18 protein-coding genes are annotated in these 20,876 nt (G+C 70.2%); 13 read left to right on the top strand and 5 right to left on the bottom strand.

What is annotated here, in order from left to right; translation table 11 throughout:
• Positions 1 to 10 precede the first annotated feature (10 nt).
• The 6 genes from ACW7G5_RS10490 (at position 11) to ACW7G5_RS10465 (ending at position 6,684) form a co-directional block, all read left to right on the top strand.
• Complete coding sequence (locus ACW7G5_RS10490; protein ID WP_457004286.1) at positions 11 to 1,828, top strand: putative nucleotidyltransferase substrate binding domain-containing protein; 1,818 nt, start codon at positions 11 to 13, stop codon at positions 1,826 to 1,828.
• Position 1,829: 1 nt separating this feature from the next.
• Positions 1,830 to 2,447, top strand: coding sequence for an exonuclease domain-containing protein (locus ACW7G5_RS10485; RefSeq protein ID WP_457004284.1), 618 nt, complete (start codon positions 1,830 to 1,832; stop codon positions 2,445 to 2,447).
• 114 nt (positions 2,448 to 2,561) lie between these two features.
• Positions 2,562 to 3,956, top strand: coding sequence for a DcaP family trimeric outer membrane transporter (locus ACW7G5_RS10480; RefSeq protein ID WP_457004282.1), 1,395 nt, complete (start codon positions 2,562 to 2,564; stop codon positions 3,954 to 3,956).
• Between the two features lie 28 nt (positions 3,957 to 3,984).
• The gene (locus ACW7G5_RS10475) at positions 3,985 to 4,242 is read left to right on the top strand and encodes a DUF4212 domain-containing protein (protein ID WP_132985879.1); all 258 of its coding nucleotides are present in this window, start codon (positions 3,985 to 3,987) and stop codon (positions 4,240 to 4,242) included.
• 10 nt (positions 4,243 to 4,252) lie between these two features.
• Complete coding sequence (locus ACW7G5_RS10470) at positions 4,253 to 6,028, top strand: sodium:solute symporter family protein (RefSeq protein WP_457004280.1); 1,776 nt, start codon at positions 4,253 to 4,255, stop codon at positions 6,026 to 6,028.
• Between the two features lie 137 nt (positions 6,029 to 6,165).
• Entirely contained in the window at positions 6,166 to 6,684 is a 519-nt protein-coding gene (locus ACW7G5_RS10465) for a hypothetical protein (protein ID WP_457004278.1), read from the top strand.
• Positions 6,685 to 6,705: 21 nt separating this feature from the next.
• On the opposite strand, the gene ACW7G5_RS10460 is transcribed toward ACW7G5_RS10465, so the two are convergent.
• The 3 genes from ACW7G5_RS10460 to ACW7G5_RS10450 form a co-directional block, all read right to left on the bottom strand.
• Entirely contained in the window at positions 6,706 to 7,962 is a 1,257-nt protein-coding gene (locus tag ACW7G5_RS10460; protein ID WP_457004276.1) for a putative Na+/H+ antiporter, read from the bottom strand.
• 88 nt (positions 7,963 to 8,050) lie between these two features.
• The gene (locus tag ACW7G5_RS10455) at positions 8,051 to 8,344 is read right to left on the bottom strand and encodes a hypothetical protein (RefSeq protein WP_457004740.1); all 294 of its coding nucleotides are present in this window, start codon (positions 8,342 to 8,344) and stop codon (positions 8,051 to 8,053) included.
• A 124-nt stretch (positions 8,345 to 8,468) separates the two neighbouring features.
• The gene (locus ACW7G5_RS10450) at positions 8,469 to 9,677 is read right to left on the bottom strand and encodes a DesA family fatty acid desaturase (protein ID WP_457004274.1); all 1,209 of its coding nucleotides are present in this window, start codon (positions 9,675 to 9,677) and stop codon (positions 8,469 to 8,471) included.
• 154 nt (positions 9,678 to 9,831) lie between these two features.
• On the opposite strand from ACW7G5_RS10450, the gene mutM reads away from it, so the two are divergent.
• From mutM to ACW7G5_RS10435, 3 genes are read left to right on the top strand one after another with little or no spacing between them, the layout of a single operon-like run.
• Positions 9,832 to 10,656 carry a bifunctional DNA-formamidopyrimidine glycosylase/DNA-(apurinic or apyrimidinic site) lyase gene (gene mutM, locus ACW7G5_RS10445; protein WP_457004272.1) on the top strand — a complete coding sequence of 275 codons (825 nt, stop codon included), beginning with the start codon at positions 9,832 to 9,834 and terminating at the stop codon, positions 10,654 to 10,656.
• Between the two features lie 37 nt (positions 10,657 to 10,693).
• Positions 10,694 to 11,257 (top strand): ECF-type sigma factor, encoded by a 564-nt coding sequence (locus ACW7G5_RS10440; RefSeq protein WP_457004270.1) that lies wholly within the window; start codon positions 10,694 to 10,696, stop codon positions 11,255 to 11,257.
• A gap of 30 nt (positions 11,258 to 11,287) precedes the next feature.
• On the top strand, positions 11,288 to 14,125 hold the full coding sequence (locus tag ACW7G5_RS10435) for a protein kinase domain-containing protein (RefSeq protein WP_457004268.1): 2,838 nt from the start codon (positions 11,288 to 11,290) through the stop codon (positions 14,123 to 14,125).
• A gap of 1 nt (position 14,126) precedes the next feature.
• On the opposite strand, the gene ACW7G5_RS10430 is transcribed toward ACW7G5_RS10435, so the two are convergent.
• Positions 14,127 to 14,750 (bottom strand): thymidine kinase, encoded by a 624-nt coding sequence (locus ACW7G5_RS10430; protein ID WP_457004266.1) that lies wholly within the window; start codon positions 14,748 to 14,750, stop codon positions 14,127 to 14,129.
• 108 nt (positions 14,751 to 14,858) lie between these two features.
• On the opposite strand from ACW7G5_RS10430, the gene ACW7G5_RS10425 reads away from it, so the two are divergent.
• The 4 genes from ACW7G5_RS10425 to ACW7G5_RS10410 all read left to right on the top strand — a co-directional run bounded on the left by ACW7G5_RS10425 (position 14,859) and on the right by ACW7G5_RS10410 (position 20,376).
• Positions 14,859 to 16,838, top strand: coding sequence for a UvrD-helicase domain-containing protein (locus tag ACW7G5_RS10425; protein WP_457004264.1), 1,980 nt, complete (start codon positions 14,859 to 14,861; stop codon positions 16,836 to 16,838).
• Between the two features lie 73 nt (positions 16,839 to 16,911).
• Positions 16,912 to 17,856 carry a 5'-nucleotidase, lipoprotein e(P4) family gene (locus ACW7G5_RS10420; RefSeq protein ID WP_457004261.1) on the top strand — a complete coding sequence of 315 codons (945 nt, stop codon included), beginning with the start codon at positions 16,912 to 16,914 and terminating at the stop codon, positions 17,854 to 17,856.
• A gap of 273 nt (positions 17,857 to 18,129) precedes the next feature.
• Positions 18,130 to 19,668: a hypothetical protein gene (locus ACW7G5_RS10415; protein WP_457004259.1), complete on the top strand. Its 1,539-nt coding sequence runs from the start codon at positions 18,130 to 18,132 to the stop codon at positions 19,666 to 19,668.
• A gap of 60 nt (positions 19,669 to 19,728) precedes the next feature.
• Positions 19,729 to 20,376 carry a hypothetical protein gene (locus ACW7G5_RS10410; protein ID WP_457004258.1) on the top strand — a complete coding sequence of 216 codons (648 nt, stop codon included), beginning with the start codon at positions 19,729 to 19,731 and terminating at the stop codon, positions 20,374 to 20,376.
• 135 nt (positions 20,377 to 20,511) lie between these two features.
• Here the strand turns inward: ACW7G5_RS10410 and ACW7G5_RS10405 are convergent, their stop codons facing one another.
• Complete coding sequence (locus ACW7G5_RS10405; protein WP_457004256.1) at positions 20,512 to 20,829, bottom strand: hypothetical protein; 318 nt, start codon at positions 20,827 to 20,829, stop codon at positions 20,512 to 20,514.
• Between the last annotated feature and the right edge of the window lie 47 nt (positions 20,830 to 20,876).

Raw genomic sequence — 20,876 nt, 5'->3', positions numbered from 1 at the left:
CAATGCGGCCATGGATCCCGTGCCCGGCCTGGACCTCAGCCTGCCGCCGTTCGACCTGCTCGACGACGCGGGGCGCCACCGCCTGCAGGCCAGCGTCGACATCGGCTTCCATCCCGGCGGCACCACCCTGATCGAAGCCGGCAAGGACTCGCCGCACGTCTTCGTCATCCTCAAGGGCCTGGTCCACGCCTTCCAGGTCGATGACCGCGGCCGCGAGGAGCGCTTCGCCGACTACGGGCCTGGCGACGTCATCGGCGCCTGGGCGGTCATGGCCGGGCGCGCGCGCCTGAGCTACCGCAGCGAAGGCGATTGCCTGAGCCACCTGGTCCCGGCCGCCACGTTCCGCCAGCTGCTGGCCGACAACCCGCGCGTGGCGGCGTACTTCAACGAAGGCCTGGCCACCAAGGGCCGGCTCTCCAGCAGCAGCGAACGGCGCGACGCCGGCGAGCTGATGGTGATCCGGGTAGGCGAGGCCGACCTGGCGCCGCCCGAGCGCGTCGACGCCACGACCACGATCGCCGCGGCCAGCGCGCGCCTGCGCGAGCGGCGCGTGGACTGCCTGCTGGTCTACGACCGCGACCACGACGCGCCGGGCATCGTCACCCGCACCGACCTGCTGGATGCGCTGACGCAGCAGCGCCTGCCGCTGGACGCGCCGATCGGCCCGCTGGCCACGCGCCCGCTGGCCACCATCGGCACCGGCGAAGTGCTGTTCCAGGCCCTGATCGACATGACCGAGCGCCAGATCGAGCGCGTGGTGGTCACCGAGGGCAGCCGGGTGGCGGGCACCCTGGGCATGGCCGAGGTGCTGGCGCACTTCGCCAGTCATTCGCACCTGATCAGCCTGCGCCTGGCGCGCGCCCGCGACATCGACGCCATCGCCGAGGCCGCCTCCGGCATGACCCGGCTGGTGCGCAGCCTGAACGTCCACGGCGCGCGCATCGCCTACATGAGCGAGCTGGTCAGCGCGCTCAACAGCCTGGTCATGGGCCGGGTCTTCGAGCTGGTGGTCCCGGTCGAGCTCCGCGACCGGATCTGCCTGCTGGCCATGGGCAGCGAGGGCCGCCGCGAACAGCTGCTCAAGACCGACCAGGACAACGCCCTGGTGCTCGCCGACGACCTCGACTGGCCCGGGCTGGCGGAAGCGATGGACCGCTTCAGCGCGGCGCTCGCCCAGGTCGGCTATCCGCCGTGCCCGGGCCGGGTGATGGTCGACAACCCGCACTGGCGGATGGGCGCGACGCAGTGGCGCGAGCGCATCGGCCAGTGGAAGCACGTGCATGGCGGCCAGGGCGCGCTGGACCTGTCGATCGCGCTCGACGCGCGGCCGGTGGCCGGCAACGCGGCGCTGTTCGCGCCGGTCAAGGACGCGCTGATGGCGCTGGGCGACGACGCGATCCTGCTCCACCACCTGGCCGCGGCCACGCTCGAGTTCGACACCCCGCTGACCTTTTTCGGCCGGGTCCGCGGCGGTGGCGGCGGCACCGACATCAAAAAGGGCGGCATCTTCCCGGTGGTCCACGGCCTGCGCTGCCTGGCGCTGCGCCACGGGATCACCGCCACCGGAAGCCGCGACCGCTGCGCCGCGCTGGTCGAGTGCGGCGAGCTGTCGCCGGGCCTGGGCCGCGACCTGCCGCAGGCACTCAACGTGTTCCAGCACATGCGCCTGGACGCGCAGTTCGCCGCGCTGGAAGCCGGCAAGGCGCCCGGCAACCACATCGATCCGTCGCGGCTGCGCCGGCTCGACCGCGAGCTGATGCGCGACGCACTGCACGTGGTCAAGGACTTCCGCAGCCACATCCGCCAAAGCTTCCACCTGCGGGACTAGGATGCGGGCTTTCCGGCGATGGCTGCTGAAGCGGAAGGCCGGCGACGGCGAATGGGCCGCCCTGCTGCGGCCCGCGCCACCCGGCGAATGGGTCAGCCTGGACCTGGAAACCACCGGCCTGGACCCGAAGCAGGACCATATCCTCAGCCTCGCCGCGGTGCCCGTGCGCGACGGTCGCGTGGTCACCTCCGAGCGCTTTGAGCGCCGCATCCGCGCCGACCGCGCCTTCGGCATCGAGTCCATCCGCCACCACCGCATCACCCCCGACGAGGCCGCGGAAGGCGTGGCGGTCACGGCCGCGGTGCGCGATTTCCTGCACTGGCTGGAGGGACGCACCCTGCTTGGCTACAACCTGTCCTTCGACCTGGCGATGCTGTCGCCGCACGTGCGCGCACTCACCGGCTTCAGCCTGCCCAACCCGCGCGCGGACCTGGCGGATGCCTTCGCCGCGCGCGAACGCCGCGCCCAGCCCAATGCGCCGCCCAACCTCGACTTCCAGCACATCGCCGGCGACCTCGGCGTTCCGCTGCTGGACCGCCACAGCGCGCTGGGCGACGCGGTCACCGTCGGCCTCTGCTGGCTGGCGCTGCAGGGGTCGCGCCGAACCACGGGCCGGTAGCACCGCAGGCGCGTCCGGCCCGCCGTATTCGACCAATGGCGAATAGGCGGGCACCCGCCACGCGGTCAGGCTCGGGACACCGCGCACTGCGCGGGCATCCTGTGGGAGGGAGCGATGATGACGAAACGACGCAACTCGCGGCGATTGCTGGCGACCGCGGTGCTGGTCGCACTGGCGGCACCCGGCATGGCCTTCGCGCAGAGCGCGAAGGAACAGGAGCTCGAGGCACGCGTGGCCCAGCTCGAAGCGCAGATCCAGACCCTGCTGCAGGGGCAGCAACAGCAGCAGGAAAGCATCACCCGGGCGCAGACCCGGCTCGACCAGGTCCAGGTCGTGCAGCCGGCGGCGACGCCGCTGCAGTCCAAGCCGATCCTCGCCAACCCGGACGCGGTGTTCACCTACGGCGGCTTCATCAAGTTCGACGCCATGGTCACCGATACCAGCGACGGCGCGATCGCCGAAGGTTCCGCCGGCCGCATGTTCTACGTGCCGGGCACGATCCCGGTCACCGCCAACGGCGCCGAGCCCGACAGCGATCCCTATACCGACTTCCACGCCGCGTTCTCGCGGTTCTGGTTCGCCGCCGACCACACCACCGAGGACGGCGACAAGTTCCGCGCCTACATCGAGGCCGACATGTACGGCGGCGGCAGCGCCAACCTCGGCAACGAGGTCAACACCAACACCCACGGCATCACCGTGCGCCAGGCCTTCGTCAGCTGGAACAGCTGGCTGGCCGGCCAGACCTGGTCGAACTTCCAGGACGTGGCGGCGCTGCCGGAGGCCGTGGACTTCGTCGGCGTCACCGAAGGCACCACCTTCGTCCGCCAGGCGCAGATCCGCTATACCAGCGGCCCGTTCTCGGTGGCCCTGGAGAACCCGCACACCACGGTCGGCACCATCGCCACCGCCGCGCGCAACAACGGCGGCGGCAGCGATTCGATGCCCGACGTGACCGCGCGCTACGTCATGAAGGGCGACTGGGGCCACTTCAGCGCCGCCGGCCTGCTGCGCCAGCTCAAATCCGGCGACGAAAGCGAGACCGGGGCCGCGGTCAGCCTGTCGGGCCGGTTCAACATCGGCGCCAACGACGACATCCGCTGGATGGCCAACTACGGCAGCGGCATCGGCCGCTACCTGGGCTTCGGCCTGGGCGCGGATTCGGTGCTCGACGCCAACGGCAACCTGCATGCGCAGGACGGCGCCGGCGGCTTCGTCGCCTGGCGGCACGCCTTCAACGGCAAGCTGCGCAGCAACCTGATGTATTCGGTGGCGGAGTTCGACAACGACCGCGGGCTTGCCGGCTGGGGAAGCGTCATCGATGCCAATGGAATCGTGCAGAGCTTCGGCGCGACCGAGCGCTCGCAGTCGTTCCACGCCAACCTGATCTATTCGCCGTTCCCCAAGCTCGACATCGGCGCGGAGATCGGCTGGGGCCAGCGTGAGCTCGAGGACAGCCGCAAGGGCGACCTCAAGCGCATCCAGACGACCGTCAAGTACACCTTCTGATCCACCTGCCTGAGGGGCAAAGACAGCCATGTCCGAGAAATCACCACAAAACTACTGGAAGGCCAATCTCCGGATCATCTTCATCTGCATGGGCATCTGGGCCCTGGTGTCGTACGGGTTCGGCATCATCCTGCGTCCGCTGCTCGCGGGCATCCGCATCGGCGGCACCGACCTCGGCTTCTGGTTCGCGCAGCAGGGTTCGATCCTGACCTTCATCGCGCTCATCGTTTTCTACACCTGGTACATGAACCGGCTCGATCGCGAGTACGACGTGGACGAGCAATAAGGGGCCGACCATGGATCAATTCACTCTCAACCTCATCTTCGTCGGCGGCTCGTTCCTGGTCTACATCGCGATCGCGATCTGGGCGCGCGCCGCTTCCACCTCCGAGTTCTACGCCGCGGGCCGCAGCGTCCATCCGGTGATGAACGGCATGGCGATCGCCGCGGACTGGATGTCGGCGGCCTCGTTCATCTCGATGGCGGGCCTGATCGCCTTCATCGGCTACGGCAATTCGGCGTACTTGATGGGCTGGACCGGCGGCTACGTGCTGCTGGCGATGCTGCTGGCGCCCTACCTGCGCAAGTTCGGCCGCTTCACCGTGCCCGAATTCATCGGCGACCGGTACTACAGTCGGACCGCGCGCCTGGTGGCGGTGGCGGCGCTCTTGATGATCTCGATCACCTACGTGATCGGGCAGATGACCGGCGCCGGCGTGGCGTTCTCGCGCTTCCTGGAGGTCGACACCAACACCGGCCTGCTGATCGCTTCGGCGGTGGTGTTCGTGTATGCGGTGCTGGGCGGCATGAAGGGCATCACCTACACCCAGGTGGCGCAGTACATCGTGCTGATCATCGCCTACACCATCCCGGCGGTGTTCATCTCGCTGCAGCTGACCGGCAATCCGATCCCGCAGCTGGGCCTGTTCTCCACCCATGTCGACAGCGGCATGCCGCTGCTGGCCAGGCTCGACCAGATCCTGGTGGACCTGGGCTTCAACGACTACACCGGGCTGCATGATTCCACCCTCAACATGACGCTGTTCACGCTGTCGCTGATGGTCGGCACCGCCGGCCTGCCGCACGTGATCGTCCGCTTCTTCACCGTGCCCAAGGTGTCCGACGCCCGCAAGTCGGCGGGCTGGGCGCTGGTGTTCATCGCCCTGCTCTACACCGTGGCCCCGGCGGTGGGCGCGATGGCACGCCTGAACATCCTGACCACGATCTACCCCGAAGGCACCCGTGCCGCCGAATCGCTCACCTATGAAGCGCGCCCGGACTGGATGCACAACTGGGAGCAGACCGGCCTGCTGGCGTTCGAGGACAAGAACGGCGACGGCATGATCCAGTCGTACAACGAGGCGAGCACCGAGTTCGCGGCGATCGCGGCCGAGCGCGGCTGGCAGGGCAACGAGATGGTTACCTTCAACCAGGACATCCTGGTGCTGGCGAATCCGGAAATCGCCGGCCTGCCCGGCTGGGTGATCGCCCTGATCGCGGCCGGTGGCCTGGCGGCGGCGCTGTCGACGGCGGCAGGCCTGCTGCTGGCGATCTCGTCGGCGGTGAGCCATGACCTGATCAAGCGCACGTTCAAACCCGACATCACCGAAAAGGGGGAACTGCTGGCAGCACGGGTGTCGATGGCGGCGGCGATCGTGCTCGCCACCTGGCTGGGCATGAATCCACCCGGATTCGCGGCGCAAACCGTGGCGTTCGCGTTCGGACTGGCGGCAAGCTCCCTGTTCCCGGCGATCATGATGGGCATCTTCTCCACGAAGATGAACTCCACCGGTGCGATCGTCGGCATGCTGACCGGCCTGGTCGCCACCAGCGTGTACCTGTTCACCTACAAGGGCTGGTTCTTCATCCCGGGGACCAACATGCTGGCCGACACCCCCGAGAACTGGCTGTTCGGCATCTCGCCGCTGGCCTTCGGCGCGATCGGCGCGCTCCTGAACTTCATCGCCGCCTATATCACGATGAAGGTGACTGCACCGGTGCCGGAACACATCCAGCACCTGGTCGAGGACATCCGCGTCCCGCGCGGTGCGGGCGCGGCCACCGGCCACTGATCCACCTGCGGTACTGAAACGGCGGCCCGCTCCCGGCGACGGGGGCGGGCCGCACTGCTTCCGGCGCGCGCGGTCCGGCGCACCGGGTCACGACTACAATTCCCGTCCACCTGTCAGCCACCGCATCGGGAGCTTCCATGCTGCTGGAGTTCATCGCCATCATCGCCGCCGGCTTCGGCCTGGCCGGCATCGCGCTCTCGATCAACATCGCCCTGCGCAAACGCCTGCCGCAGTGGATCGTTCCCGCCGCCGCGGGCGCCGGGATGCTGCTGATGGCGATCTGGTTCGAGTATTCCTGGCTCGACCGCACCACCGGCACCTTCCCCGACGGCGTGGAGATCGCGTCCACCAACCACGTGCGCTCCTGGTACCGCCCCTGGACCTACGTGGTGCCGTTGACCAACCGGCTGATCGCCGTCGACCACCGCTTCGACCGCCGCCACGCGGACGTGCCCGGCCAGGTGCTGACCCGGGTCATCCTCGCCGGCCGCTGGGAGCCGACGCGGCAGTACGGCGCGGTGTTCGACTGCGACGCGCACCGCCGGGCCGACCTGCTCGATCAGGTCGAACTGGAGGACGGCGGACACTTGAAGAATGCGAACTGGGTGCAGCTGTCCGCGGATGATCCGGTGCTGCGCAACGCCTGCGGCAGCTGATCCCCGGCGCGGGACGCGGGCTCAGAGCCAGCGCAGCGCCACGATCGCCACCAGGGTCGGTGGCAGGGCCGCGATCAACAGGCCCAGCGGATGCACCGACTCGTTGTTGAAGTGCCGCCGCACGATGGACATGCCGGCCGGGTTGGGCGCGTTCGCGATCACCGTCAGGCCGCCGCCAGCCACCGCGCCGGCCACCAGCATGTACTTGAACTCGTCGCTCAGGCCCTCGACCAGGGAGCCGAGGTAGGTCAGCGCGGCGTTGTCGGTGATCGCGGTCAGGCCGGCCGCGCCGAAGAACACCGCGTCGCTGCTCATGTTCATCAGCAGCGGCTCCAGCCACCACCGCTGCATGCCGCCCAGCACCACCAGGCCGGCCAGGAAGAAGGCGACCAGCAGGCCCTCGCGCAGGATCAGGCGATCCTGGTACTGGCGATAGGCGGTGGCGACGCCGAGGAACACCAGGAAGATCGCCATGAACATCGCGGGATGGTGCGCGAACACCACCAGGCCGACCAGGAACAGCAGGTGCACGATGACCAGCGGGATCGACATCGGCACCTTCGTGTCTTCCTTCGCCGAAGGCAGCCTGCCCAGCTCCTTGCGGAACACGAACACCACGGCCGCGGCGTTGAACGCGACCGCGAGCGCCGCCTTCCAGCCGAAGTTCGCCATCATGAAGGCGATGTCCCAGTTCCACTTGCCGGCGACCATCAGCACCGGTGGCGCGGCGAACGGCGTCAGCACGCCGCCGATCGAGACGTTGACAAACAGCGTGCCGAGCAACGCGTACTTGACCTTGTTGGACACCTTCACCGCGTAGACGCGCCGCGCCAGCATCATCGCCGCCAGCGTCATTGCCGCCGGCTCGGTGATGAACGAGCCCAGCAGTGGCACCAGGGCCAGCACGCTGAAGCAGAACTCCAGGCCGTTGCGCCAGGGCAGCAGCCGCGCCAGGCCGTCCACCAGGTGCGTGGCCGCCCACAGGATCGGCCGCGTGCCCGCGATCACCATGATCGCGAACACGAACATGGGCTCGGTGTAGTTGCGCGAATCGACGTAGGCGGTGGCCTCGGGCACGCCCTCGAGCAAGGCGAAGGCCACCACCAGCAGCATCGCCCAGAAGCCGAAGACCACTTCCACTTCGCCCAGCAGGTGCCAGCTGCCGGCGTGCGCCGGCTGCCGTTGCGCCAGGCGCAGGAACAGGGTGGTGCTGAAGGTATGCACGATCGCCAGCGCGAACAGCACGCTGGCGACGACTTCGATCGTCGCAGGATTCATCGGCGCTGTGCGGCGTGTCCCGGCATTGGCAGGATGCTAGCAGTTCGTCGCCGGCCGGGCAGCGCGGCACGCGCGCCGACGCGTCGGCTCAGGCTTGCGGGGGCGCGACCAGCTCCCGTGCATCAAGGAACCCGTCGCCGTCCGCGTCCTGCTTGGCGAAGCGCGCCGCCAGCCGCGTGCGGTGCTGTTCGAGAGTGAGCGGCCCGCCCTTTCCGCCGGGCAGCTCGGCCGACGCCAGCACGCCGTCGCCGTCGCGGTCCATCTCCCGGAACGCGTAGCCCATCCAGTCGAGGTACTCGGCCAGCGACACCCGGCCATCGCCATCGGAGTCCATGCGTTCGAGGTAGTCACCGGTGGCGGTGACCTGCGCCGCGGCGACCATGGAGATCACGGCAACCAGTGCGCCACCCAGCAACGCCGGGCCGAACGCACGGCGGCCCGGCTGTTTCCAGCCGGGCCGCCGCGTATCCATGTCGGTCACTGCGGGCACGGAGGCGCCCTCTGCCTCAGCCGCGCGCCGGCTGCAGCGAATACCCCTTCAGCCGCGCGGCATAGTCCTGCAGCACGCGGATGCCGCTGGCCTCGGCCTCGTGGCACCAGGCTTGCAGGTGGGCCAGCGAGTCGGCGGCATTCTGGCTGCGCGCTTCAAGCACGGCCGCCAGGCGGGCGCGATACTCGACCAGGGTGCGGATGCGCGGGCGCTGCTCGACCCAGTCATGAAGCTCCGCGCGGGCCTCGGGCTTCAGCCAGCGGCCGTCGTCCACCAGGCCCCGGCGCAGCTTGCGCGGCAGCAGCGCGCGAAGCTTCGCCCCGGCCGCGGCGGCCTCTTCGCGCAGGGCGGGCTTGAGCACGCGCTTCTGGTAGTCGGTCATGGCCTGGAAGCGCAGCGCCAGCAGGGCCTTGAGGGTGTCGGAGTCCGGCACGTTGATGTTCGGGCGCACGTCCAGCGAGGGCGCCACGCGCAGGACCTTGGCCAGGCGCACCGCCTGCAGGCCCTTGATCACCGCCCAGCCGATGTCGAACTCCCAGCGGCGCAGCGCGAACTTGGCCGAACTGGGGAAGGCGTGGTGGTTGTTGTGCAGCTCTTCGCCACCGATCCACACCGCCCACGGGCTGAGGTTGGTGGCGGTGTCGGTGGTCTCGAAGTTGCGGTAGCCCCACCAGTGGCCCAGGCCGTTGACCACGCCGGCGGCCCAGAACGGGATCCACAGCATCTGGATCGCCCAGATCGCAACGCCCGCGGCGCCGAACAGGGTGGCGTTGATGGCCAGCATCAGCACCGGGCCCATCGTCGCGTGCGGGGTATAGAGCTTGCGCTCGATCCAGTCGTCGGGCGTGCCGCGGCCGTACTGTTCCATGTCGGCGCGGTGCGTCCGCGCTTCCCGGTAGAGCTCGGCACCCTTCCAGAAGACTTCCTTGATGCCCTTGTGCATGGGGCTGTGCGGGTCTTCTTCGGTTTCGCAGCGCGCGTGGTGCTTGCGATGGATGGCCACCCACTCCTTGGTGATCATCGAGGTGGTCAGCCAGCCCCAGAACCGGAAGAAGTGCGCCAGCACCGGGTGGAAGTCGACGCCGCGGTGGGTCTGGCTGCGGTGCAGGTACAGGGTCACCGTGAAGATGGTCAGCTGGGTGACGATCAGGAAGAACGCGAAGAGACCCCAGAAACCGGACTGGACGAGGCCACCGGCGAGGAAGTCGAGCAGGGAAGCAGGCATGGCGTGGGGATAGTGGGGGGGTTCGCTTCCAATCATGGGATGTGCCCCGGGCGATTGCCACCCCTGCGCAGGCGTATGGCCGGGCTCCGCTTCACGTTCGTCGGCCACGCGCGCGCGGCTTGCGCGCGGGCACGAGCGCCTCCACGCTGCCTCCATGCCCGAACTGCCCGAAGTCGAGACCACCCGCCGCGGCCTGGCGCCGCACCTGGAAGGCGCGCGCGTGCAGGGCGTGCTGCTGCGCCGGCCCGACCTGCGCTGGCCGATCCCGCCCGAGGTCGGCGAGCTGCTGCCGGGCCAGCGCATCGACGCCGTGCGCCGGCGCGCGAAGTACCTGCTGCTCGACACCGCCGCCGGCAGCGCCCTGCTTCACCTCGGGATGTCGGGCAGCCTGCGGGTGCTGCCCGCGGACACGCCGGCCGGGCTGCACGACCACGTCGACATCGCCCTCGCCGACCCCACGGGCGCCGCCCGCGTGCTGCGCCTCACCGACCCCCGGCGCTTCGGCTGCCTGCTGTGGCAGCCGCCCGGCGACATGCACCCGCTGCTTGCCGCCCTCGGCCCCGAGCCGCTGGGCGACGCCTTCGATGGCGACTACCTGTTCGCCCGCAGCCGCGGCCGCCGGGCGCCGGTGAAGACCTTCCTGATGGACCAGCGGGTGGTGGTGGGCGTGGGCAACATCTACGTCGCCGAGGCGCTGTTCGCCGCAGGCGTGTCGCCGCTGCGTGCGGCCGGCCGCATATCGCGGGAGCGCTACGCCGCCATCGCCGCCGAAATCCGCGCGGTGCTGTCGCGGGCCATCGTCAGGGGCGGCACCACGCTGCGCGACTTCATCTCGCCCGACGGCACTCCGGGCTACTTCGAGCAGGAGCTGTCGGTCTATGGCCGCGGCGGCGCGCCCTGCCCACGCTGCGGCCGCCCGCTGAACCAGGCGTTGGTCGCGCAGCGGGCCACGGTCTGGTGCGGAAACTGCCAGCGCTGATCACAGGCGCTATGATCGGGTGTCACGGGGGAGTGCCATGGTCGACTCTGCAGACATCACGCTGTTGCTCGATGCCGCCCGCGGCGGCGACCGCGCCGCGCTCGACAACGTGCTGGCCACCCTCTACCAGGAGCTGCACAGCATGGCGCGGCGCCAGCTGGCCGGGCAGTACGGGCAGACGCTCGACGCCACCGCCCTGGTGCACGAGGCCTACCTCAAGCTGATCGGGCGCCGCGAGGCCCAGTTCGACGACCGCGCCCATTTCTTCGCCTATGCCGCGTCCGCCATGCGCAGCGTGGTGGTCGACTACGCCCGCCAGCGCATGGCGCAGAAGCGAGGCGGCGACCTGCACCGGGTCACCGACCTGCCCGAGGACCTCGAGGGCGGCCTGCGCCTGGACGAGGACATGCTCGCGCTCGATACCGCCCTCACCCGCCTGGCCGCGGTCGACCAGCGGCTCGCCCACGTGGTCGAACTGCGCTACTTCGGCGGCCTGTCCGAGGTCGAGATCGCCGAGCTGCTGGAGCGCTCGGAGCGCAGCATCCGCCGCGACTGGCAGAAGGCGAGGCTGTACCTGCTGGCTTCGCTGAAAGCCGACTGACGGGGCGCCCGGCGGGCACGCGCGCGGCTGATGGATCCCGATCGCTGGCAACGCCTGTCCCCGCTGCTCGACGCCCTGCTCGAGCTCGGGCCCGACGCGCGCGCGCAGAGCCTGGCTTCGCTGCGCGAGGACGACCCGGCGCAGGCCGACGACCTGGAAGGCCTGCTGGATCTCGAGGAGGGCCAGGACGATTTCCTGTCCGAACCCGTGGTCTCGCAGCTGCCGCTGGCGCGCAGCGGTGCGGTGATCGGTCCCTACCGGCTGGAGCGCATGCTCGGCGAAGGCGGCATGGGCCAGGTGTGGCTGGCCAGCCGTGCCGACGGCCTCTACCAGCGCCGGGTGGCGCTGAAGCTGCTGCGGCCGGGGCTGGCCGACCCCAACCTGCGGCTGCGCTTCACCCGCGAGCGGCAGATCCTGGCCCGCCTGGGGCACGCGCACATCGCGCGCCTGCTCGACGCCGGCATCAGCGCCGACCAGCAGCCCTATCTCGCGCTTGAATACGTCGACGGCGAGCCCATCACCGACTGGTGTCGCCTGCGCGCGCCGACCGTGGAGGCGCGCCTGCGGCTGTTCCTGCAGGTCTGCGAGGCGGTCAGCCACGCCCACGCCAATCTGATCGTCCACCGCGACCTGAAGCCTTCCAACATCCTCGTGACCCCGCTCGACGAGGTCCGCCTGCTCGACTTCGGCATCGCCAAGCTGCTCGACACGCCCGACGTCGGCGCCGAGGGCACGCGCACCGGCGTGCGCGCCTTCACCCTGCACTACGCCGCGCCCGAGCAGATCCGCGGCGAGCCGGTCACCACCATGACCGACGTCTATTCGATGGGCGTGGTGCTGTACGAGATGCTGTCGGGCTGCAAGCCCTACCGGCTCAAGCGCAAGAGTGACGCGGAGTGGGAAGAAGCGATCCTCAGCGCCGATCCATCGCGGCCTTCACTCGCGCGGCAGCAGGGTGCCGGCGGCGATTCCGCCACCGCGCAGTCCCGCGCGCTAGCGCGCCGTGACGCCCGCCGCATCGCCGGCGACCTCGACAACATCGTGCTCAAGGCGCTGTCCAAGCAGCCCGAGCACCGCTATCCCTCGGTCGAGGCCCTGGCCCAGGACATCCGCCGCCACCTCGACGGCAAGCCGGTGCGCGCGCGCCCGCAGAGCGTGGCCTACCGCGCGCGCAAATACCTCGGCCGCCACCGCTGGGCCCTGGTCATCGGGACCGCGACCGCGGCGGTGCTGGTTGCGGCGCTGGCGATGGTGGCGTGGCAGGCGCAGCAGGCGGTGCAGCAGGCCACCCGTGCGCGCGCGCTGCAGAGCTTCATGGTCGGGCTGTTCGAGAACGCCGGCAGCGCCCGCGGCGGCGCGCATATCGACGTGAATCGGCTCCTCGACGACGGCGTGCGTCGCGGCGAAGTCGAGCTCGCCCAGCAACCGCTGGCCCTGGCCGAACTGCTGGGCGTGATCGCCCGCCTGCGCACGGGCCTGGGCGACTACTCCCAGGCCCTCGAACTCCAGCAGCGCCAGGCGGCGATCATCGCCGGCATCGAACACCCGCCGCCCGGCCTGACCCTGCAGGCCGCTATCGACATGGGCCGCATCCGCCGCCTGCTTGGGGATCCCGGGGCCTGCCGCGCGGTGATGCAACCGCTGCAGGCCCTGGCCCTGCGCGAACAGGAACGACTGCCACAGCTGGCTGCCGACTTCCATACCCAGCGGGCACGCTGCCAACGCGACAGCGGCGAACTGGACGTGGCGCGCGCCGGCTTCCAGCGCGCACTCGCGATCCGCCGCGGTGATCCGCTGCAGGATGCCGGCGTGGTCGAGAGTCTCCACGAGCTCGCGATCCTGCGCGCGGCCGCGGGCGAAAGTGCGTTGGCCCTGCGCGAACAGCGCGCTGCGCTCGACCTGCTGCACGACCACCTCGGCACCCAGCATCCCCTGGCGATCGGCATCCTGCGTGCGACCTGCTCCCTGCAGCGCGAGCTGGGCGACCTGCATGCGGCCGAAGCCGACTGCCGCGAGGCCCTGGGGCTTGCGCTGGATGTCCGCGGGCCGCAGCACCGCGAGACCGTCGATGCGCGCCGCCAGCTGGCCGCGCTGCTGGTGGACAACGGCCGGCTTGGAGAGGCCGAGGCGATCTTCCTCGATGCGCACGCCTGGCTGGTCTCGCGACTGGGCCCTGCCCACGGCGACGTGGCCCGCAACCAGAGCAGCCTGGCGATCGTGGCCTGGGAGCGCGGCGATTTCGAAGAGGCACTCGCCGGCCTGGAGCAGGCGAATGCGACCTGGCGGCAGCTCGGCAACGACGCGATGCTGGCCAGCGGCCTGTTCAACCAGGCACTGGTGCTCCACGAAACCGGCGACCAGGCGCGCGCGGCGGAACTGCTCGAGGAGTCGCTGCGCCTGCGCCGTGGACGCTTCGGCAGTGATCACGGCCTGGTGGGCATCACCCTGCGCCTGGCCGGCGAGGTCGACGCCGCGCGCGGCCGGACGCAGGATGGTCTCGCGGCGCTCCGCCGCGCGGTGGCACTGACCAGCGCGGCCTACGGCGCCACCCGCCCGGTTGTCCGGCATGCCGAGCTGGCCCTGGCGCAGCTGGAAGCCGAGCTCGGCACCGAGGGCGCCCTGGCCCGGCTCGACCATCTCGCCACCCTGCCGGAGAGCGATACCGAGCTGCGCAAGATCGCCTGGCGGGCGCGGGCCACGGCCGCCGCGCTGCGCTGCCACGGGCCGCGTCGCGAGGAGTCGCTGGCGGTGTTCACCGCACTCGAACAGATGGTGGCGATGGCGCGACCCGAAGGCGGCGCGGTGGCGCGCGATCTGCAGCGCTGGAGGCAGCGATGCGACGCGCCACCGCCTCCACCGCCGGCCTGAGTCAGGCCAATGGCAGCGACGGCTGCGAGGGTTCGATGCGCCCCTCGCCGCGCACGACGCGCTTGAATTCGGCGCGGCTGACCGAGACGTAACGCTCGTTGCCGCCGATCTCGACCTGGGGGCCGTCCTGCACGGCGCGCCCCTGGTCGTCGACGCGCACGGTCATGGTCGCCTTGCTGCCGCTGTGGCAGATGGTCTTGATCTCCTGGATCTCGTCCGCCCAGGCCAGCAGGTACTGGCTGCCTTCGAAGAGCTCGCCACGGAAGTCCGTGCGCAGGCCGTAGCAGAGCACCGGCACGCCCAGCGCATCGACCACCTCCGACAGCTGCCAGGCCTGCGGGCGGGTCAGGAACTGCGCCTCGTCCACCAGCACGCAGTGCAGCCGGCCCTGTGCGGTGATATCCGCCTGCACGATGGCCTGCAGGTCATCGCCGCGGGCGAATGCCAGGGCCTCGGCCTGCAGGCCTATCCGCGAGGCCACGGTGCCGCTGCCGGCGCGATGGTCCAGCGCCGGCGCGAGGATCAGCACACGCATCCCGCGCTCGCGGTAGTTGTGCGCGGACTGCAGCAGGGTGGTGGTCTTCCCGGCGTTCATCGCCGAATAGTAGAAGTAGAGCTTGGCCATCGTGGAAGTCTAGCGGCAGCGCGAGGCCCCGCGCGACGGCGGCGCGCGGCCCGCCACGCGTTCGGTCCCGCCGCCGTTGATACAATCAACGGTCGTCCAGGAGCCCCCATGCACGGCCTCAACCCCCAGCAATCCGCGGCCGTCGCACACGTCGAAGGCCCGCTGCTCGTGCTTGCCGGCGCCGGCAGCGGCAAGACCCGGGTGATCGTGGAAAAGATCGCGCACCTGATCGATTCCGGGCGCTATCCCGCAAAACGCATCGCCGCGATCACCTTCACCAACAAGTCGGCGAAGGAAATGCGCGAGCGCGTGGCGCGGCGGATCCGCGGCGACGCCACCGAAGGGCTGACCATCTGCACCTTCCATGCGCTCGGGCTGCGCATGCTGCAGATCGAGCACGAGCGCGCCGGCCTGCGCCGCGGCTTCTCGATCTTCGATTCCGACGACTCATTGGCCCAGTTCAAGGACCTGATGCCGGGCGCCAAGCCCGATGCCATCCAGGCGATGCAGGGCCTGGTGTCGCGTGCCAAGAACGGCGGGCTCTCGCCCGAACAGGCGCGCGCGCTGGCGCGTTCCACGCCCGAGCACGACGCGGCGATGGTCTACGAGCTCTACCAGGCGCGCCTGGCGGCCTTCAACGCGGTCGATTTCGACGACCTGATCCGGCTTCCGGTGCAGTTGCTCGAGAACGACGCCGATTGCGCGCTGGGCTGGCGCGAACGCATCGGCTACCTGCTGGTGGACGAATGCCAGGACACCAACGACGCCCAGTACCGGCTGCTCAAGGCGCTGGCCGGGGACACGGGCAACTTCACCTGCGTGGGCGACGACGACCAGTCGATCTACGCCTGGCGCGGCGCCAATCCGGAAAACCTGTCGCAGATGGCGCGCGACTACCCGGCGCTGAAGGTCATCAAGCTGGAGCAGAACTACCGCTGCTCCAACCGCGTGCTGCGCGCAGCCAACGCGCTGATCGCCAACAACCCGCACGAACACCTGAAGACGCTGTGGAGCGCGCAGGCCGACGGCGAACGCATCCGGATCCTCGAGTGCCGCGACGCGGCGCACGAGGCCGAGCGCGTGGCCGCGGAAATCCAGTTCATCCAGGCCGCGCGCCAGGTCGAGTGGAGCGAGTTCTGCATCCTGTTCCGCGGCAAGTTCCAGTCGCGCGCGCTGGAAAAGGCGCTGCAGATGCTGCGCGTGCCCTATCACCTGACCGGCGGCACGGCGTTCCTGGACCGGGGCGAGGTCAAGGATGCGCTGGCCTGGCTGCGCATGCTGGCCAACCCGGACGACGATTCGGCCTTCCTGCGCGCGGTGCAGTCGCCGGGGCGCGGCGTCGGCGCGACCACGCTGGCGAAGCTCGCCGAGCTGTCACGCAACGCCGGCATGCCGATGTCGCGCGCGATCGAATCGGTCGGCCTGCTCAAACAGCTGGCCCCTCGCGCAGCGAGCGCGCTTTCCGGCTTCGCCGACGTGGTCCGTGGCCTGCGCGCCGACGCCGCGCGGCTGACGCCCGCGGAGCTGGTGCGTGCGCTCAACGAACGCTCGGGCCTGCTGGCCGCACTTCGCGCGCAGTGCAAGACCGAGGAGATGTTCCGCATCCGCCGCGGCAACCTCGACGAGCTCGCCGACTGGTTCGACGGCGCACGCGGCGGGGCAGGGCCGGGCGAGCTGGCAGCATCGCTCGCCCTCCTCAGCCACGCCGACAAGGGCGACGCCGGCAACCAGGTGCGGCTGATGAGCCTGCACGCGGCCAAGGGCCTCGAGTTCCGCTACGTGTTCATCGTCGGCGTGGACGACGACACCCTGCCGCACGAGGCCAGCGTCGACGAGGGCCGCATCGACGAAGAGCGCCGGCTGCTGTACGTCGGCATCACGCGTGCCAAGGAACAGCTGTGGCTGTCGTACGCACGCGAGGCGCAGCGATGGGGCGAACGCCTGCGGCTGGTGCCGAGCCGCTTCCTCGACGAACTGCCGGCCGCCGAGCTGCAGCGCGACGGCGCCGACCCGGTGGTCGACGCGGCAAGGAAGAAGGAGCGCGCCGACGTCGGCTTCGCCGCGATCAAGGCGCTGCTCGAAGGCTGAGCCACCCCTCCCCCGCCTTGGACCGGTGGGGTTCCGGATAGACTCCGGGACTGTCCCGCACCCGGAATCATCCATGCGTCTCCAGCCGCGCTTGACCGTCTCACGCACCGCCGCCCTGTTCGCCATCGCCCTGGCGTTGGGTGCATGCCGGCACGTCCCATTGGCCGCTGACGCCAGCGTGCCGCCCGCGGCATCCGGCTCCCCTGCCGCATCGGCCGCGCCCGCGCCCGATGCCGTGCCGGCCGATGACAACCTCAACGCGGTGCTGTGGCTGCAGCGCTCGGTGGAATACCGCGCGATCTCGGAAACCGTGTTCCGCGCCGCCACCGAACGCCTGGACGCCGCGCTCGCGGATCCGTCGTGGGATGCGCTGGTCCCGGCCGAGCGCTCCGCGGCCGGGGATGCCGCTGCGCTGCCGCCCGCGGTGATCCTCGATATCGACGAGACCGTGCTCGACAATTCCGCCTACCAGGCGCGCCTGGTGATCGACGGCACCGAGTTCGCCGATCCCGCGTGGGACGCATGGGTGGAGGAGCGCAGGGCGGTCGCGGTGCCGGGCGCGGTCGCCTTCACCCGCGCCGCAGCGGCGAAGGGCATCACCGTGTTCTACATCTCCAACCGGAGCGCCACGCTCACCGAAGCCACCCTCGCCAACCTGCGCAGCGAAGGCCTGCCGGTACAGCACGAGGACGTCTTCCTCGGCCAGGGGATGCAGGTGCCCGGCTGCGAGCAGGCCGGTTCCGGCAAGACCTGCCGCCGCCAGGCGGTCGGGCGCAGCCATCGGGTCCTGATGCAGTTCGGCGACCAGCTCGGCGACTTCGTGCAGGTCACCGCGAATACCCCGCAGCAACACGCCGCGCAGCACGGCGAACATCGCGGGTGGTTCGGCGACCGCTGGTGGATGCTGCCCAATCCGACCTACGGTGCCTGGGAGCCGGCATCGTTCGGCAACGACTGGACGCAGTCGCGCACCAGTCGGCGTGCCCTGAAGCGCGAAGCGCTCCGGATCGACCGGTAACATTTTCAATGACTTAGCGGCCTACATTTCAGGCATTGCATCAGGAAGTGGCTGGGAGTAGGCTGTCCGCGCCACAACATAGTCCTCCGGCCAAGGCCGGCTTCACGGGAGACCTCGGGTCTCCCGTTTTTTTGCCTGCGATACAGCCAGGCCGGACGCGGACCACCTCGGGTCCACCCGAGGGTGCCTTAGCCCGTGCACCGGACTAAGGTGGCTTGGGGGCGATCCATCTGCGGCACCTGATGCCGTTTTCTGCCCAGTATGAGGCGCGCGATGCCCATCCTTCCCGTCAACCCGCTCCACAACGCGCTCGCCAAGGGTCCCGGGCTCCTGCCCGGCGCGCACAACTTGAGCTGGTTGACCAACCATACCGGGCTCCACGGCGGCAATCGCGGCGGCTTTCCGCTCGGATTCGGCAGCGATCCGGGAGGGAGTGCTGGACGCGCGCTCCCGGGTTGGAGCAGCGGCGGTCAGGGCAAGCCAGGCCAAGGCATTCCCGGGCCTGGCATTCCCGGCCCCCCCGGACTAGGCATCCCCGGTCCCGGCATTCCCGGCCATCCCGGCCAAGGCATTCCCGGTCCCGGCATTCCCGGCCATCCCGGCCAAGGCATTCCCGGTCCCGGCATTCCCGGCCCCCCCGGCCAAGGCATCCCCGGTCCCGCCCACCATGGCCATCCCGGACAGGGGCTCCCTGGTCCCGGCCACTACGGCAACCCGGGGCAAGGCCTGCTCCGGGAGGTCCTCGGGCTACCGCAACAGCTGCTGGGGCTGCCTCCGCTGCACACCGGCCATCCGCCGGGCCACGTGCCGGGCCAGGCCGGCTCCCAGGCAGCACAGGCGGCGGCGCCCGCCCACCCTGCTCCCGGGCAGGGCGTGAATGTCGCGCACCCCGAGCACGCCGGGCGCGCGCCGGCGGCGCCCGGGGCGATGCACAGCGTCGTGCCCATGGTCGCGGTGACGCATGCCGCGGCTTCGACCCATGCCGGTGCCGGCCTGATGCACGCCGCGCAAACCCAGGTACCCGTGGCGCAGCACGCACAGCTCGCCATGGCTCCGGCGCGCGCGGAACCTGCACACCAGGCCGTGCCGCTGGCGCATGCCGCCGCACCGGCCGCGCGCGCCGAGCCGTCGGTGCCGGCACCGCAGCGCGCCGAGATCGCGCCTCCGCGTGCCGACGCGGCCGGGAATGAGCGGGTAGCAATGCCGCCGCGCGCTACCGCCGCACCAACAACCCTTGCCGCGAGCACCTTGCCGGCGGCGGCAAGTGCCACGACCGCGGCAACGGCGGCACCCGCGAGCGCCACGGCGCTGGCCGCTGGCAGCACGGTGGTCGCCGCGCCCGCGGCACCGGCGGCCACCCAGGTCCAGGCTGCCGACGCCCGAAGCGGAAATCCGCTGGCGGCGGCGGATCGTGCACAGGTCATCGCACGCACCGACATTGCGGGGACCTATACCGGCGAAGGTCCCCATCGCCGGGGGCTGCGCCGGGCGGTGCATGCACTGCCCGGCGGGCTGTCGACGCTGCTCATGGCCCTGGGTGCACAGGGCAATACGGCCACTGCCAACCGGGATCCGGCTGCCGTGGAGCGCGAGCTGCGTGAAGGCATGATGCAGTGGCTGTTCTGGCTGCTGGCGATCATCGCCTATGGCTGCGTCGCGTTCGCGATCGTGGCGCTGCTGCCGGTCGGTGCGGGGGCCGTGGGCGATACTGCGGCGCGGACGTCCACCGCCGGATTCGCGCTGTTCGGCCTGCTCAGCGCCGCGGTGGCCTGGCTGCTCGCGAGAAGGCTGGGTTCGCGTCGCCAGGATTGATCCGGGAGCGTCGCCGGCACGGCGCCGCACCGGCTGGACCGCACCTTCCGACGAGACACCATGCGCCCCGTGACCAACTGCCTGCCGTTCGCCTTCGTTCTCGCCGCTGGCGCGTGCCACGGCGGCGGCGACCCCAAGCTGCCGTTCCCCTTGACCCCATACGAAGGCCGCGTCGAAGTACTGGTGTCGCCGCCCGGCGGCACCGCCTACGACGAACACGGCAAGGGCACGGCGCGGTTCATTCCCGACGGAAGCGGCGGCACGCAACTCCGCGTCATCGGCGCCATCGTGGATCCACGCGGCGACGCCGGACTCGAAGTCGACGGCAGGGCGACCAGGGACGGTGGCTGGAGCGGTGTCATGGGCGATATCCGTGTCGACATCGAACCCGGCGGGCGCATTGCCGGCGGCGGCGTGGCTGCACCCCAGGCATTCACCATCACCGGCAACGTGTCGCCCTCGTCGCTCGACCTGGTCGTCGTCATCGAACTGCTGGAAGCCAACGCGGGAGGCTTGCCGCAGGGCACGCAAATGCGGTTCAGCTACGACCTCGAGCAGCCGGGCGCGATGCAGGCACCCGCGTCACGCGCCCGCAGGCGCCATGCCGACATGAAGGACTGCAGGAAAGTGGAATATGAGGTGCGGCCGGTTCCCGACCCTGCCGGCGGCACCCTCGTGATGCGCAGGATGCCCGTCTGCAGGGACTGAGCGGGCATCCCCCTGCATCCACGGCGGGCAGCGCGCACCCTCCCGGAGCAATCATCCGAAAGCTCCCTCAACCGGGAGAAGAAAAAAAAAAAACGCCCTGCCGAAGCAGGGCGTTCTTTTTCCGATGGTTTCCGCTTACTGCTTGCGGGCCATGGAGGCGTTGCCTTCACCGATGGTCTTGACCACGCTGCTCGCGGCTTCCATGAACATCTTGAAGACCTGGCTCATGGCAGTCAGCTCGGCGTTGAGCTCGTTGATGTTGTCGGCGTCGGGGCCGGCGGTATCGATCTCCTTGGCCTTGGCGACGATCGCTTCGCCCATCTTGTCGGCGATCTTGCCCAGCACCTGGGCGAGGGCGATCAGCCAGCCGCCGCCACGGGCGGAGGAAAGCTTGGCCTCGGCCTCACGCATGCTGGTGGCGTTGGCAACAAAGGAATTGAGGTCGACTGACATGGTTGTTCTCCGTTTGGAATTTCAAGGGGTAGTGCGGGGATGGATGG

This window comes from Luteimonas sp. A501, assembly GCF_054052085.1.
This window is presented reverse-complemented; position numbering and strand designations above follow the sequence as displayed.

Excerpts from the sequence above, each read along its gene's own strand:
- ACW7G5_RS10490 (WP_457004286.1), top strand. The coding sequence starts at position 11 with ATGGATCCCGTGCCCGGCCTGGACCTCAGCCTGCCGCCGTTCGACCTG.
- ACW7G5_RS10485 (WP_457004284.1), top strand. The coding sequence starts at position 1,830 with ATGCGGGCTTTCCGGCGATGGCTGCTGAAGCGGAAGGCCGGCGACGGC.
- ACW7G5_RS10480 (WP_457004282.1), top strand. The coding sequence starts at position 2,562 with ATGATGACGAAACGACGCAACTCGCGGCGATTGCTGGCGACCGCGGTG.
- ACW7G5_RS10475 (WP_132985879.1), top strand. The coding sequence starts at position 3,985 with ATGTCCGAGAAATCACCACAAAACTACTGGAAGGCCAATCTCCGGATC.
- ACW7G5_RS10470 (WP_457004280.1), top strand. The coding sequence starts at position 4,253 with ATGGATCAATTCACTCTCAACCTCATCTTCGTCGGCGGCTCGTTCCTG.
- ACW7G5_RS10465 (WP_457004278.1), top strand. The coding sequence starts at position 6,166 with ATGCTGCTGGAGTTCATCGCCATCATCGCCGCCGGCTTCGGCCTGGCC.
- ACW7G5_RS10460 (WP_457004276.1), bottom strand. The coding sequence starts at position 7,962 with ATGAATCCTGCGACGATCGAAGTCGTCGCCAGCGTGCTGTTCGCGCTG.
- ACW7G5_RS10455 (WP_457004740.1), bottom strand. The coding sequence starts at position 8,344 with ATGGTCGCCGCGGCGCAGGTCACCGCCACCGGTGACTACCTCGAACGC.
- ACW7G5_RS10450 (WP_457004274.1), bottom strand. The coding sequence starts at position 9,677 with ATGCCTGCTTCCCTGCTCGACTTCCTCGCCGGTGGCCTCGTCCAGTCC.
- mutM (WP_457004272.1), top strand. The coding sequence starts at position 9,832 with ATGCCCGAACTGCCCGAAGTCGAGACCACCCGCCGCGGCCTGGCGCCG.
- ACW7G5_RS10440 (WP_457004270.1), top strand. The coding sequence starts at position 10,694 with ATGGTCGACTCTGCAGACATCACGCTGTTGCTCGATGCCGCCCGCGGC.
- ACW7G5_RS10435 (WP_457004268.1), top strand. The coding sequence starts at position 11,288 with ATGGATCCCGATCGCTGGCAACGCCTGTCCCCGCTGCTCGACGCCCTG.
- ACW7G5_RS10430 (WP_457004266.1), bottom strand. The coding sequence starts at position 14,750 with ATGGCCAAGCTCTACTTCTACTATTCGGCGATGAACGCCGGGAAGACC.
- ACW7G5_RS10425 (WP_457004264.1), top strand. The coding sequence starts at position 14,859 with ATGCACGGCCTCAACCCCCAGCAATCCGCGGCCGTCGCACACGTCGAA.
- ACW7G5_RS10420 (WP_457004261.1), top strand. The coding sequence starts at position 16,912 with ATGCGTCTCCAGCCGCGCTTGACCGTCTCACGCACCGCCGCCCTGTTC.
- ACW7G5_RS10415 (WP_457004259.1), top strand. The coding sequence starts at position 18,130 with ATGCCCATCCTTCCCGTCAACCCGCTCCACAACGCGCTCGCCAAGGGT.
- ACW7G5_RS10410 (WP_457004258.1), top strand. The coding sequence starts at position 19,729 with ATGCGCCCCGTGACCAACTGCCTGCCGTTCGCCTTCGTTCTCGCCGCT.
- ACW7G5_RS10405 (WP_457004256.1), bottom strand. The coding sequence starts at position 20,829 with ATGTCAGTCGACCTCAATTCCTTTGTTGCCAACGCCACCAGCATGCGT.